The following is a 13,364-nucleotide window of genomic DNA, read 5'->3' as shown; positions in this document are numbered from 1 at the left end:
AGACGCACTCAAAGGAACAGGAAACGACATGCTGGGCTTGATGCAGGACTGGCCGCTGACGGTCGACAAGATCATCGATCACGCCAAAAACTGGCACGGCGAGCGCGAAGTGGTGACCCGTTCGGTCGAGGGGCCCATCGTCCGCACCACCTACGCCCAGATCCACGACCGCGCCAAACGCGTTTCGAACGCCCTGAAGGATTGGGGGATCAAGCCGGGCGACCGCGTGGCCACCTTGGCCTGGAACACCGCCAACCATATCGAGGCCTGGTACGGCATCATGGGCATCGGGGCGGTCTGCCACACCCTGAACCCGCGCCTGTTCCCCGAACAACTGGTCTATATCATCAACCACGCCGAAGACCGGATCATCTTCGTCGATCTGACCTTCGTGCCGCTGCTGAACGCCATCCTGCCGCACATCCCCAAGGTCGAGCGCGTCGTCATCATGACCGACGCCGCCCATATGCCCCAGACCCAGCTGCCCAGGGCTGTGGCCTATGAGGACGCCATCGCTGGCCAGTCCCCCGACGTCGTCTGGGGCGACTTCGAGGAAAACACCGCCTGCGGCCTGTGCTACACCTCGGGCACGACGGGCAATCCCAAGGGGGTGCTGTATTCGCACCGCTCCAACTTCCTGCACACCTTCATGGGGCTGCAGGCCACCGTCATGGGCGCGACGCCCAAGGAGGTGATCCTGCCGGTCGTGCCGATGTTCCACGCCAACGCCTGGGGCATCGCCTTCGCAGGCCCAGCCGCGGGGACCAAGCTGGTCATGCCGGGCGCCAAGATGGATGGCGCCTCGATCTACGAGTTGATCGAGCAGGAGGGCGTGACCTTCTCGGCCGCCGTGCCCACCGTCTGGCAGGGGTTATTCGCCCACATGAAACAGAACGGTCTGGGCTTCTCGACCCTGAAACGGGTGCTGATCGGGGGGGCGGCCTGCCCGGAAAGCCTGATTCGCGGCTTCCAGGACGAGTTCGGCGTGGAGGTCACCCATGCCTGGGGCATGACCGAGACCTCGCCCATCGGCACGATCGCCAATCTGCCGCCGGAAATCCTGAAGCTGTCCTATGACGAGCAGATGAAATACCGCCTGAAACAGGGCGTGCCGCCGCTGGGCATCGAACTGAAGCTGAAGGACGAGGCCGGGGCCGAGCTGCCGCACGACGGCGCCACCTTCGGCCGACTGATGGTCAGGGGGCCGACGATCAGCAAGGGCTATTTCAAGGAGGAAGGCTCGATCCTGGACGACGAGGGCTTCTTCGACACGGGCGACGTGGCCACGGTGGACGAGATCGGCTTCATGCAGATCACCGACCGCGCCAAGGACGTCATCAAGTCGGGCGGCGAATGGATCAGCTCCATCGAGATCGAGAACATCGCCGTGGGCCACCCCAAGGTGGAGATCGCCGCCGTGATTGGCGCGGCCCACCCGAAATGGGACGAACGCCCCGTGCTGATCCTGAAGTTGAAGCCGGACCAGACGCTGGACCGTCAGGAACACCTGGACTTCCTGCAGGGCAAGATCGCCAAATGGTGGATGCCTGACGACGTCGTCGCGGTGGATGAAATCCCCCTGGGCGCCACGGGCAAGATCGACAAGAAACTGTTGCGCGAACGGTTCAAGGACTACCGTCTGCCGACCGCCGCCTGAACCGCAACCCGGAGCCTGAATGCCGATCCGAAAGCCTGTCCCCGCCGTTCTGCCCTGGCTGACGGCGCTCGCGGCGGCGCCGGCGGTGCTGATCGTGGCGGCCATCGCGGCGACCCGATTCGGCGGCGTCGATCTGTCGGTCAGCTATGACCTGCTGACCTGGACCGTGGCGCGCATCCTGGCCTGGATCGGCCTGGCGGGCGCCTTGGTCGCGATGGTGCTGGCGCTGCGCGACATTCGGGGCAGGGGGCTCTATGCGTTGGCGGCCCTGATGCTGGCAGGCGTGACGGTCGCGGGCTTTGTGGAACGGCAGGCCCGGGACGCCGTCCCGACGCCACGCGATGTCACCACCAATATCACGGAGCCGCCGGCTTTCTCGCGCGCCGCCGGCCAGCATCGCGGATCGACCCCTGCCGCCTGTGATGCGGTGGTCGCCATCCCCAGCCAGGTCCTGGCCCAGCAGGCGACCTCCGCCTTGGTCGACGCCGGATTCGTCGTCACCCGCGCCACAACCTTCGAGGTCGAGGCCGTGCATGAGGGGGCCTGGTTCGGCTTCGTCAACGACGCGGTCGTGCGCATCCGCCCCGGCCGCACCGACATTCGCGTCGCTGCCCGCGACGCCCGACCAGATGGCGGCGCGACCTGCCGCCTGGCGGCGCGCATAGCCGAGAAACTGGCCGCCGCCCGTTAGCCTCTGATCAAATGGGCCGGAACCGCGCCGCCAGACCGGGTTCCCCATCGCCGGCCGCCCGCCCGTCCTCGACCAGCTTGATCAGATGGGCCAGCACCGACAGCGACGCCGCCGGCCACAGGCGCGAATCGACGGCGGCATAAAGCGCGGGCACCATCTCGGCGACGGTCTGGTCGCCCGCCGCCAACCGCGCCGCAATCTGCGCCTCCCGGTCCAGCCGATGCGCGCGATACGCCTCCAAAAATGGCCGCACCTCGCTGATCGGCGCCCCGTGCGTCGGCCACAGCACGTCAAAGTCCCGCTCGATCACCGCGTCCAGACTGGCCATATAGCGCCGCATGTTCCCGTCCGGCGGCGCCACGACAGTCGTGGACCAGCCCATGACATGGTCGCCGCAGAACAGGCCGTTCTCCTCGCGCAGGACGAAACCCATATGGTTCGACGCATGGCCGGGCGTAAACATCGCCTCCAGCGTCCAGCCATCACCAGCGATGACTTCACCGCCGCTCAGCACGACGTCTGGCGCGAAATCGCCGTCCTCTTCCTCGTCCAACGCGCCGGACGCATGGGTCTCGTGCATCGGCGGACGCGCCGCCAGAATCGACGCGCCGGTCACCTCGGCGAACGGCTTGGCCAGCGGCGCATGGTCCCGATGCGTATGCGTCACCAGCACATGGCTGACCCTTCGCCCCGCCGTCGCCGCCTTCAGCGCCTCCAGATGCGTCAGGTCCATCGGCCCCGGATCGATCACCGCCACCGCCGATCCCGCCTCGGGCCGCCCCACGATATAGGTCCCCGTGCCCGTGAAGGTGAACGGCCCCGGATTGTCCGCCACCACCCGTTGCACCAAGGGGGAGACCTGGTCTGATCGTCCATAGGCGAAGTCGAACTGACGCACATAGGGGATCATGCGTGTGCGCCATCGCCGCTCTGGCGCGACCCTTGCGTTAGGATTTCAGTCATCATTGCTGGAGCGCCCGCCATGGCCCGTTCGATCCTCACCATTGTATCAAATCGGCCCGCCCTCGTCGCCGCCGCCATGCTGTGTCTCGCCGCGATCCCAATCGCCGCCTCCTGCACCCCCGAACCGGCGCCCTATGCCTCGCGTGCAGCGATCGAACGGTGAATTACACAACCAGTTAGAGTTATCCATTTTTATTGTGATGTATTGGGACTCAAGGGTGCCAGCGCGATAGCGCGCATTCCTAATGCAGGAGCTATTTGTGTGGCGATATTGAGACAGATAGGCGACTACGGCGTGGCGGTGCAGTTTAATGTCTGGCGCGCATTTAGGGAGTCGTTATCCTTCCCCCTAATCTACGCGCAATGGGGGCGTAGACATTTCATGCTGCCGCGACATTTGAGGTCGTTGGTCAGCGCTCGGAGGGTCGAGTTTTGAACATCCAAACCATTCGTGAACGCCTGTTAGCAGGCACGATGATCGGCGGTATGGCCTTGACTGCAGCTGTTGCGCTGCCAGCAGGGGCTATAGTCTTTTCGGCAGTTCCCGCTTTCGCGCAAGACTACACAAGCGGCGTGTTAACCGGTACAGTAACCAATGAGGCGGGTGAGCCAATTTCTGGGGCCACTGTAAGCGCTACGTCAGGTCAAGGTGCGGTGCGGTCTGCGACTACTGATGCTAATGGCGCGTTTCGGATGCCTGCTCTACCAGTTGGTTCCTACCAGATCGGCATTAACCATCCGTCCTACGCATCGATCTCCCAGCGAGCGTCAGTGAGTTCGGGCAGTTCTTCTTATGCTTTTGTGCTTGGATCCGACGGTTCGTCGCAGGCTTCCGACCTGGGCGATATTGTCGTCACCGCCGCAAGACGCGTTCAGGACTTCAATGCGACGGACACTGGTTTGAGAGTTGATGTTCAGGATTTGGCGAACAAAGTTCCCATCGGACGTAGCATCAACGCCGTCACTCTTTTGGCTCCTGGCGCTAGTCTTCCGGATGCCACGATCGGCGCAGGCTCAAGACGGAACCAGGGCTTGGCCTCCTTTGCTGGCACCTCGGCTGCTGAAAGCGCCTACTATGTTAATGGTCTCAATCTTACCGACCAACGTACTTTCCTTGGCTATGGTGAAGTACCGTTCGATTTCATCCAGTCGATAGACGTTAAGACGGGCGGTTACCAGGCTGAGTACGGCAGAGCAACTGGAGGTATCGTCAATATCGTCACTCGATCCGGCACTAACGAGTTTACTGGCGGCCTAAGCGTATACTATACACCGGATAAACTGCGCAGCTCGCGCGGAACTTCATATCAACAAGGCGGAAACAATGTTGCTGGTATAGAAGTCTATAATCAGTATAATTACGCCGAAACTACTGATTATTCAGCATTCCTTGGCGGTCCAATTATTAAAGATCACCTGTTCTTCTTTGGTGTTTACAACATCCGTGACGTTAAGAGCGAGGGGGCTCTTTCCCGTTCGTTTGCTTACAATTCCGCGAATGGAGCGATCACGCCAGGCGCTACTTACAGCCAAGGCATTTCGTCGTACGACGATCCGCGGTGGGCTTTGAAGCTGGACTTCGTCATCAATCCGAACCACCGCATCGAAGCGACGTGGTTGAACGACGAAACGACGACGGAAAGCCAAACGCGCACCTATAGTGCAACAAACTCGGCCGGCCTCACTGCGATCACAGATCCGCTTTCGTCCGACGCTGGCGGTTTGACGCAGATTTATAAGTACACTGGTGTATTTACGGACTGGTTTACGTTGTCAGCCTTATATGGCCGAAATGAAGCTAGCTATCTTGACTATGGGAATTCGATCAGCTTGCCTGGAGTTTACGACTACGCTCGTCCAGGCGGAGCGGGGTATGTAGGGGTCGGCCGCCAGGCGGGGCCTTACAACTTGGCGGGTGAGGATATTCGTGAAACCTATCGTATCGATGCGGACTTCTATTTTAATCTTCTGGGCGAACACCATGTTCGCGTGGGTTATGATCGCGAGGATCTGACGACATCAGTGACAAGCGCCTATTCCGGTGGCGCTCTATACAATGTCCTAACGCCGGCTCAGTGCGCAGGTATCGCTCCCGCAGGACAAGGTTGCTTGAATATCGTTACGTTCGCCAACGACGGTTCGTTTACCGGCGAACAATCGGCCTTCTACATTCAAGATTCGTGGGACATCACTGATAATCTGAGCGTTCAATTGGGTGTCCGCAATGATCAGTACGTTTATAATAACGTTTCTGGAGAGCCCTACATTGATTTGAAAGATCAATGGGCTCCGCGCATAGGATTTAACTGGGATCCGTTTGGCAACAAGGTTGACCGTGTTTATGGATCGATGGGTGACTATTACCTGCCTATCGCTACGAATACGTCGATCCGCGCCTCTTCTGGTGAAGTCTACACTGACGCCTATTACGCTGGCCCAACACGCGACAGCTCTGGCAATGTCGTTCTGAACGCTGGCGGTTATCCGACTTATGGTGCGCTATATGAATTCGATTATTTGAGTCCTCCAGGCGCCCCTGATCCACGTTCGGTCATCGAAGCCGATTTGAAGCCAATGTATGAGCGCGAGTTCATTCTAGGTTACGAGCACACCTTCACTGATGGGCGCTTCGCAGACTGGTCAATTGGTTTGCGCGGTATCTATCGCAATCTGGAAAGTGCGATTGAAGATACAGCCATCGGCGACGCGGTCATTCGTTATTGCGTGCGTAACAATATCGCTTGCGGTCAGTCTGGGCCGGGCGACGCGGCCTTCTCGTCGTTGTTCCCTTACGTCTTGATAAACCCCGGCGACGGGGCGACGGTCTATGTCGATCTGCAAGGTGACACTCGCACGGATGGGGCAGGCAACCCAAATCCTGCCTATAACCCTCAGACGATCGAACTGACCGCCGCAGACTTGGGCTTTGATAAGGTCGAACGCACCTATAAGGCTTTGGAGTTCACATTCCGTCGTGAATTTGATGGTAAGTGGGGCCTGGCGGGGTCCTATACGCTCGCCAAGTCCGAGGGTAACTACGAAGGCGCAGTCAAGTCGGATATCGGTCAAACTGATACATCGCTGACCCAAGACTATGACCACGTTGCGAACCAACTCGGCTCGTTCGGGTATCTGCCGAACCACCATGCTCATACGATCAAACTTTACGGTAACTGGGCGTTGACTGATAGGTTCAATGTGGGCGCCAACTTCACTGCGCAGTCTGGCCGTAAGTATGGCTGCATTGGGCGCGTCCCTCTGTCGGTTGATCCGCTCGCGCCGCAATCTGGTACGCCTTCGGGCTGGTATTGCCCGTTCGGCCCAGGCAACACGACCATTCAAACGCCGCGCGGATCGCAAGGTGAGACCGACTGGACCTTCCAGACTGACCTGAATCTATCCTACACTGTCGTTGAATCTGCTCGCGGCAATGTCACTGCTTCGGTGGATGTGTTCAATCTCTTTGACAATGACGCGACGACTCGTGTTGTTGAGCAAGGTCTGATCCGTACGTCGAGTAACGTTCTTACCGCTCGGTCGCCTTACTATGGCATGCCGCGTGGCTATCAGGCTCCGCGCTCGCTTCGCTTTGGTCTGAAGTACACCTTTTAAGTCCTAACAGGATCGAGGAAGGAGGGCGGCGGGGCAACGCTCCGCCGCCTTTTTCGTTTGAGCGTCGCCGTAGAAAAACCATCAGGGCGGGCGAGCGTTAGTGATCGGCGCTCGTTTGCGTCGCATTGAAGGAAGATCATGCTGAAACTGCTCGCTCCCGCTCTCTCCGTTCTGTCCGTGCTGGCCGCCGGGCCGGTCATGGCGCAATCGCAGGACGGTCCGATCGTCACGGGCAATCGCTCGGCGGAAAGCGCAGATGCGCTGAAGACGCGCGAGGCGATCGCCTATGCGCGCCCGCTGCCCCGCGGGGCGCCCAGCGCCGACTATCCGTTGGTGGCGTGGTGCGACGCGCTGGTCAGCGGTCATGCTGATCTAGGCGACACCCTGCCGGCGCATGCGCCGGAGGATGTTGAACTGGTGCGTCTGGGGCGGCTAGAGGCGCAGGATTTCCGCACGGCTCTTGCCGTCGCCGCGCCGCGTCAATCGGCCGCCAGCAAGGCCGAGGCGGAGCGCGCCGTCGCTGCGGTCAAGGCCCAGTGGGCCACTCTGATCGACAACCCGGACGCCGAAGCGCGCAGCCAGTCGTTCGGCCTGTTCTTCGGCCTGCCGGGCCGTTGTGAACACGCCGCGCGTCGTATTCGCGAGAACATCACCACGCCGCCCGCCACGCTGGAAAGCGTCGGCATCAACTAAGGCTGTGTAAGCTCTGCCGAGCTGACGGCGAACGGCGGTCTGGCCTCAGTCAGGCCGCCGTTTCGCGTTTCAGGGCGTAGGGGTCGTAGTTCAGGATCGGGGCCAGCCAGCGTTCGACCTCGGCGACATCCATGCCCTTGCGTCGGGCGTAGTCCTCGACCTGATCGCGGTCGATCTTGCCGACGCCGAAATAATGGCTGCCGGGATGGCCGAAATAGAGGCCGGACACCGAAGCCGGGGGCGTCATGGCGAAGCTTTCGGTCAGGGCCATGCCGGCGTTTTCGCCCGCGTTCAGCAGGCGGAACAGCGAAGCCTTTTCCGTGTGGTCGGGTTGGGCCGGATAGCCGGGGGCAGGGCGGATGCCTTGGTACTGTTCAGCGATCAGGTCGTCGACGCTGGTAGCCTCGTCCGCCCTGTAGCCCCACAACTGGGTGCGGACTTCCTTGTGCAGGCGTTCGGCGAAGGCCTCGGCCAGACGGTCGGCCAGGGCGGTGGCCATGATGGAGGAATAGTCGTCGCCTGCGTCCTTGAAGCGTTTGGCGATCTCCAGTTCGCCGTGCCCGGCGGTGACGGCGAAGGCGCCGATATAGTCGTCGCCATCCTCGGCGATGAAGTCGGACAGGGCCAGGTTTGGCTTGCCGTTCGACTTCTTGATCTGCTGGCGCAGGGTGTGGAAGCGGGCGATCTCCTGCGAGCGGCTTTCGTCCGAGAAGACGGCGATGTCGTCGCCGACGGCGCGAGCGGGCCAGAAGCCGACGACGCCTTTCGCCGTGAACCACTTCTCGTCGACAATCCGCTTCAGCATGGTCTGGGCGTCGTTGAACAGGTCGCGGGCGGCCGAACCAACGATCTCGTCGTCCAGGATCAGAGGATAGCGGCCGATCAGCTCCCAACTGGCGAAGAATGGAGTCCAGTCGATGTGGTCGGCCAGATCCTGAAGATCCCAGGCGTCGAACGCCTTCACGCCGATGAAGGACGGGGCGCCGGGCATGGGCTGGTCGGGATCGGGGCGGAATCGGTTGTCGCGCGCCTGTTGCAGGGTGGCGCGGGCCTTGACCTCTTGCCCCCGCGCATATTGCTCGCGGATGCGGATATATTCGTCGCGGGTGGCGGCTTCGTTTCGCGTTTTTTCAGTGGGCGACAACAGGCCCGAGACCACGCCCACCGCGCGGCTGGCGTCGATGACATAGGTGGTCGAGCCGCGCCGATAGGCGGGCTCGATCTTGACCGCCGTATGGGTGCGGCTGGTCGTGGCGCCCCCGATCAGCAGGGGGATGTCGAAGCCGCGTCGCTCCATCTCCGCGGCGACGAAAACCATTTCGTCCAGTGAGGGGGTGATCAGGCCGGACAGGCCGATGATATCGACGTTGTGCGCCTTGGCCTCATCCAGGATACGGTCGGCCGGGACCATGACGCCGAGGTCGATGACGTCGTAATTATTGCACTGGAGCACCACGCCGACGATGTTCTTGCCGATGTCGTGGACGTCGCCCTTGACCGTGGCCATCAGGATGCGGCCCGCCTGTTCGCGCGGCTTGCCAGCCTTTTCCGCCTCCATATAGGGTTCAAGCCAGGCGACGGCCTGTTTCATCACGCGGGCCGATTTCACCACCTGCGGCAGGAACATCTTGCCCGAACCGAACAGGTCGCCGACCACGTTCATCCCGTCCATCAGCGGGCCTTCGATGACGTGCAGGGGGCGTTCGACCGACAGGCGGGCTTCTTCGGTGTCGGCGTCGATGAATTCGGTGATGCCATTGACCAGGGCGTGGGCGATCCGGGCCGCGACCGGCTGATCGCGCCATTTCAGGTCGACCACGCGGGCGGCGCCCTTTTCGCCCTTGAAGCCGGGCGCCATGTCCACCAGCCGCTCGGTGTTGGACACATTGGTCCGCTGGCGCCGGTTCAGGATGACGTCCTCGACAGCTTCCCTCAGCACCGGGTCGATGTCGTCATAGACGGGCAGGTCGCCGGCGTTGACGATGCCCATGTCCATGCCCGCGTTGATGGCGTGGTACAGGAAGACGCTGTGGATCGCACGGCGCACCGGCTCGTTGCCGCGGAAGCTGAACGAGACGTTGGACACCCCGCCTGAAATGCGGGCGTAGGGCAGCGTAGCCTTGATGACCCTGACCGCCTCGATGAAATCGACGGCGTAGTTGTCGTGCTCCTCGATCCCCGTCGCCACGGCGAAGATATTGGGGTCGAAGATGATGTCCTCGGGCGGGAAGCCGACCTCGTTGACCAGGATGTTGTAGGCGCGGGTGCAGATCTCGATCTTGCGCGCGGCGGTGTCGGCCTGACCCGCCTCGTCAAAGGCCATGACCACGACGGCGGCGCCATAGCGCAGGCATTTCACCGCCTGTTCGCGGAACTTGGCCTCGCCCTCTTTCATGCTGATCGAATTGACGATCGGCTTGCCCTGAACGCACTTCAGCCCCGCCTCGATCACCTCCCATTTGGAGCTGTCGATCATGATCGGTACGCGGGCGATGTCGGGCTCGGCCGCGATCAGGTTCAGGAAGGTCCGCATGGCGACGACGCCGTCCAGCAGGCCCTCGTCCATATTGATGTCGATGATCTGGGCGCCGGCCTCGACCTGCTGTCGGGCGACGTCCAGGGCGGCGGAATAGTTTCCTTCGACCACCAATTTGCGGAATTTGGCCGAGCCGGTGACATTGGTCCGTTCGCCGACATTGATGAAGGTGGGGCGCATCAGGAAGCCAACTCGAAGGGTTCCAACCCCGACAGGCGCATGGCCACCGGGCGTTCGGGGATGGCGCGCGGTTTCAGCGGGGCGACTTCCTCGGCGACGTGGCGAATGTGCTCCGGCGTCGTGCCGCAGCAGCCGCCGACGATGTTGACCAGGCCCGAGGCGGCCCATTCCTCGATGAAATGGGCGGTCTCGTGGGGTTGTTCGTCGTACTGGCCCATGGCGTTGGGCAGGCCCGCGTTGGGATAGGCGGCGACCAGGGTGTCGGCGACGCGGCTGAGTTCGGCGATGAAGGGCCGCATCAGGTCGGCCCCCAGGGCGCAGTTGAAACCGACCGCGAAAGGTTTGGCGTGGCGCACGCTGTTCCAGAACCCCTCTGCCGTTTGACCCGACAGGGTGCGGCCCGAACGGTCGGTAATGGTGCCGGAAATCCAGATGGGCAGGGGCTCCAGCCCCTCGTCCTCCAAGTCCTTGATCGCCTTGATGCAGGCCTTGCAGTTCAGCGTGTCGGTGATGGTTTCAATCAGATACAGGTCCACGCCGCCTTCGTTCAGCGCCTTCACCTGATGGCGATAGGCTTCATAGACCTGATCGAAGGTCACGCTGCGGGCGCCGGGATCGTTCACGTCGGACGACATGGACAGCATCTTGTTTAACGGGCCGATGGAACCGGCGGCGAAGCGCGGCTTGTGCGGCTCCTTTTCGGTCCATCGGTCGGCGGCGGCGCGGGCCAGCCGGGCGCCTTGCAGATTGATGTCCCACACGGCTTGCGCGTCCAGCCGATAGTCTTCCTGGGCGATGGTGGTGCCGGAGAAGGTGTTGGTCTCCGATATGTCGGCGCCCGCCCCGTAATACTGGTCGTGCAGGTCTGAGATGACGTCGGGTCGGGTGATGCAGAGGATGTCGTTGTTCCCCTTCATCTGGTGCTTTTCGTCATAGCCGTTGGCGGCGACGAAGCGGTCGGCGCGGAAATCGGCCTCGTCCAGCCCGCGCCGCTGGATCATGACGCCCCACGATCCGTCGAGGACCAGAATGCGGTCCTTGGCCGCCGCGTGCAGGGCGGCGATCCGTTCTGGCCGGGTCAGGGGGGAGGTCATTACGCGACTGCCTTGGTTTCACGAACACCCAGCACGCGACAGATCGCATAGACCAGATCGGCGCGGTTCAGGGTGTAGAAGTGGAAGTCCGAGAACCCCTCTTCCTGCAGCCGGGCGCAGGTTTCGGCGGCGACGGAGGCCGCCAGAAGCTTGCGGGTCTCAGGGTCATCATCAAGCCCGTCGAAGTGTCCCGCCAGCCAGTCCGGTACGGACGTGCCGCACGATCCGCACATCCGCCTCAGGCCATTGAAGTTGGACACCGGCATGACGCCGGGGATCAGGGGAATGGTCACGCCCGCCGCCCGCACCCGGTCGCGGAAACGCAGGAAGGCGTCGATGTCGAAGAAGAACTGGCTGACCGCGCGGGTGGCGCCCGCATCCACCTTGGCCTTCAACACCTCGATGTCGTGGTCGATGGACGGGCTTTCGGGGTGGCGTTCGGGATAGGCGCCGACGGTGATGTCGAAGCCGCCGATGCGGTCGATGGCGGCGGTCAGTTCGGTGGCGTTTGCGTAGCCGTCCGCGCGAGGCTGATAGGCGCCGCCGATGCCTGATGCGCCCGGCGGATCGCCGCGCAGGGCGACGATGTGATCGACGCCGATGGTCTTGTAGCCTTCGATGACCTCATCGACCTCGTCGCGGCTGGCGTCGACGCAGGTCAGATGGGCGGCGGGGCGAAGGCTGGTTTCGGTGATGATGCGCTGGACCGTGCGGTGCGTCCTCTCACGCGTCGATCCGCCAGCGCCGTAGGTGACCGAGACGAATGCGGGGTTCAGCGGCTCCAGCCGACGGATCGCCTTCCACAGATTGGCCTCTGCCTCATCCGATTTGGGCGGGAAGAACTCGAACGAGACGCGCACCTCGTCGCGGTTCGAACCCGCACGGGCGACGGGGCCCAAAGGGGAGAGCAGCAGGGCGCGGGCTTCAGCAAGCGATGCCATCAGGCGGTCTTTCTGTCCTGGAGGCGACGTTCCGCCGTCCAGATGGTCACGGTCAGGCCCTCGGCGTCATGCGGCAGGGCGATGGGGGCGGAAGGCGTCAAGCCGCCGTCAAGCAGCCAGCCGTTGATCTCGCTGTCCGCGAAGCCGAGGCGGCGATGCTGGTGCGCCTCGCGCATGTGTTCAAAGTCGTGCGGGGCGAAGTCGATGATGACCAGACGCCCGTTCGGGCTGACCAGGCGAGCGGCCTCGGCGACGGCGGCGGACGGATCGGACAGGTAGTGCAGCACCTGATGCACGATCACCAGATCGGCGCTGGCAGCGGGCAGGCGGGTGGCGAAGATGTCGCCGTGGCGCAGTTCGACCTGCTCCACGCCCGCCTTTGTGACGTTGGTGCGGGCGATGTTGAGCATGTTCTGGCTGAGATCCAGCCCGACCGACATCTTCGCCTTCTTGCCGAACAGGGTCAGCATCCGGCCCGAGCCTGTGCCCAGATCGACGACGCGCTCGAACGGGCCGGGGCCGACAGCCTTCTCCAGCGCGGCCTCGACGGCGCTTTCGCTGACATAGAGGCTGCGCAGGCGGTCCCACTGGGGCGCGACCTGTTCGAAATAGCTGACGGCGGCTTCCTCGCGGTCCTTGCGGACCTCATCGAGGCGGCGATGGTCCGCCTCGCCCGCATCCTCGGCCAGAATGTCCAGCACCGTGTCGATCAGGCGGCGGGCCTGGGCGTCATGCGACAGGCGGTAATAGACGCGGGCGCCGTCCGGGAAGCGTTCGATCAGGCCGGCGTCTGTCATCAGTTTCAGATGGCGCGAGACGCGGGGCTGGCTCTGATCCAGAATCCGCGACATCTCCATGACCGACAGCTCTTCGCCCGCCAGCAGGGAAAGGACGCGCAAACGGGTGGGCTCGCCAGCGGCGCGCAGGGCTTCGACGGTCTGATCGGCGGACAGGCTCATATAATCACATAAGGATATCCTTATGTGATTTGGCAAGC

The 13,364-nt window shown here is 62.6% G+C and carries 10 protein-coding genes; 5 read left to right on the top strand and 5 right to left on the bottom strand.

The features are described 5' to 3' along the window. Positions 1-28 precede the first annotated feature (28 nt). Together P0Y50_12590 and P0Y50_12585 are read left to right on the top strand one after the other, a co-directional pair. Positions 29-1,657: a long-chain-fatty-acid--CoA ligase gene (locus P0Y50_12590; GenBank protein ID WEK39369.1), complete on the top strand. Its 1,629-nt coding sequence runs from the start codon at positions 29-31 to the stop codon at positions 1,655-1,657. A 19-nt stretch (positions 1,658-1,676) separates the two neighbouring features. Continuing rightward, complete coding sequence (locus P0Y50_12585; protein ID WEK39368.1) at positions 1,677-2,348, top strand: DUF1499 domain-containing protein; 672 nt, start codon at positions 1,677-1,679, stop codon at positions 2,346-2,348. A 7-nt stretch (positions 2,349-2,355) separates the two neighbouring features. On the opposite strand, the gene P0Y50_12580 is transcribed toward P0Y50_12585, so the two are convergent. Continuing rightward, on the bottom strand, positions 2,356-3,258 hold the full coding sequence (locus P0Y50_12580; GenBank protein ID WEK39367.1) for an MBL fold metallo-hydrolase: 903 nt from the start codon (positions 3,256-3,258) through the stop codon (positions 2,356-2,358). 72 nt (positions 3,259-3,330) lie between these two features. On the opposite strand from P0Y50_12580, the gene P0Y50_12575 reads away from it, so the two are divergent. The 3 genes from P0Y50_12575 to P0Y50_12565 all read left to right on the top strand — a co-directional run bounded on the left by P0Y50_12575 (position 3,331) and on the right by P0Y50_12565 (position 7,616). Next, positions 3,331-3,474, top strand: coding sequence for a hypothetical protein (locus P0Y50_12575; protein ID WEK39366.1), 144 nt, complete (start codon positions 3,331-3,333; stop codon positions 3,472-3,474). A gap of 269 nt (positions 3,475-3,743) precedes the next feature. Further along, the gene (locus P0Y50_12570) at positions 3,744-6,923 is read left to right on the top strand and encodes a TonB-dependent receptor (protein ID WEK39365.1); all 3,180 of its coding nucleotides are present in this window, start codon (positions 3,744-3,746) and stop codon (positions 6,921-6,923) included. 138 nt (positions 6,924-7,061) lie between these two features. Further along, positions 7,062-7,616 carry a hypothetical protein gene (locus tag P0Y50_12565; GenBank protein WEK39364.1) on the top strand — a complete coding sequence of 185 codons (555 nt, stop codon included), beginning with the start codon at positions 7,062-7,064 and terminating at the stop codon, positions 7,614-7,616. A 49-nt stretch (positions 7,617-7,665) separates the two neighbouring features. Here P0Y50_12565 and metH read toward each other — a convergent pair whose 3' ends face one another. The 4 genes from metH to P0Y50_12545 are packed head-to-tail and all read right to left on the bottom strand — an operon-like array spanning position 7,666 to position 13,326. Further along, on the bottom strand, positions 7,666-10,332 hold the full coding sequence (gene metH, locus P0Y50_12560; protein WEK39363.1) for a methionine synthase: 2,667 nt from the start codon (positions 10,330-10,332) through the stop codon (positions 7,666-7,668). Then, positions 10,332-11,426 (bottom strand): homocysteine S-methyltransferase family protein, encoded by a 1,095-nt coding sequence (locus P0Y50_12555; protein ID WEK39362.1) that lies wholly within the window; start codon positions 11,424-11,426, stop codon positions 10,332-10,334. The genes metH and P0Y50_12555 overlap by 1 nt, the downstream gene beginning before the upstream one ends. Continuing rightward, entirely contained in the window at positions 11,426-12,367 is a 942-nt protein-coding gene (gene metF / locus P0Y50_12550) for a methylenetetrahydrofolate reductase [NAD(P)H] (GenBank protein ID WEK39361.1), read from the bottom strand. The genes P0Y50_12555 and metF overlap by 1 nt, the downstream gene beginning before the upstream one ends. After that, a complete protein-coding gene (locus P0Y50_12545; protein WEK39360.1) occupies positions 12,367-13,326 on the bottom strand; it encodes a metalloregulator ArsR/SmtB family transcription factor in 960 nt (319 codons plus the stop codon). The genes metF and P0Y50_12545 overlap by 1 nt, the downstream gene beginning before the upstream one ends. Between the last annotated feature and the right edge of the window lie 38 nt (positions 13,327-13,364).

The organism is Candidatus Brevundimonas colombiensis (assembly GCA_029202665.1).
GTDB classification, from domain to species: domain Bacteria; phylum Pseudomonadota; class Alphaproteobacteria; order Caulobacterales; family Caulobacteraceae; genus Brevundimonas; species Brevundimonas colombiensis.
The sequence above is the reverse complement of the archived record's forward strand: the minus strand, read 5'-3'. Positions and strand labels throughout refer to the sequence as shown.

Excerpts from the sequence above, each read along its gene's own strand:
- P0Y50_12545 (WEK39360.1), bottom strand. The coding sequence starts at position 13,326 with ATGAGCCTGTCCGCCGATCAGACCGTCGAAGCCCTGCGCGCCGCTGGC.
- P0Y50_12555 (WEK39362.1), bottom strand. The coding sequence starts at position 11,426 with ATGACCTCCCCCCTGACCCGGCCAGAACGGATCGCCGCCCTGCACGCG.
- P0Y50_12585 (WEK39368.1), top strand. The coding sequence starts at position 1,677 with ATGCCGATCCGAAAGCCTGTCCCCGCCGTTCTGCCCTGGCTGACGGCG.
- P0Y50_12575 (WEK39366.1), top strand. The coding sequence starts at position 3,331 with ATGGCCCGTTCGATCCTCACCATTGTATCAAATCGGCCCGCCCTCGTC.
- P0Y50_12580 (WEK39367.1), bottom strand. The coding sequence starts at position 3,258 with ATGATCCCCTATGTGCGTCAGTTCGACTTCGCCTATGGACGATCAGAC.
- P0Y50_12590 (WEK39369.1), top strand. The coding sequence starts at position 29 with ATGCTGGGCTTGATGCAGGACTGGCCGCTGACGGTCGACAAGATCATC.
- P0Y50_12565 (WEK39364.1), top strand. The coding sequence starts at position 7,062 with ATGCTGAAACTGCTCGCTCCCGCTCTCTCCGTTCTGTCCGTGCTGGCC.
- metF (WEK39361.1), bottom strand. The coding sequence starts at position 12,367 with ATGGCATCGCTTGCTGAAGCCCGCGCCCTGCTGCTCTCCCCTTTGGGC.
- metH (WEK39363.1), bottom strand. The coding sequence starts at position 10,332 with ATGCGCCCCACCTTCATCAATGTCGGCGAACGGACCAATGTCACCGGC.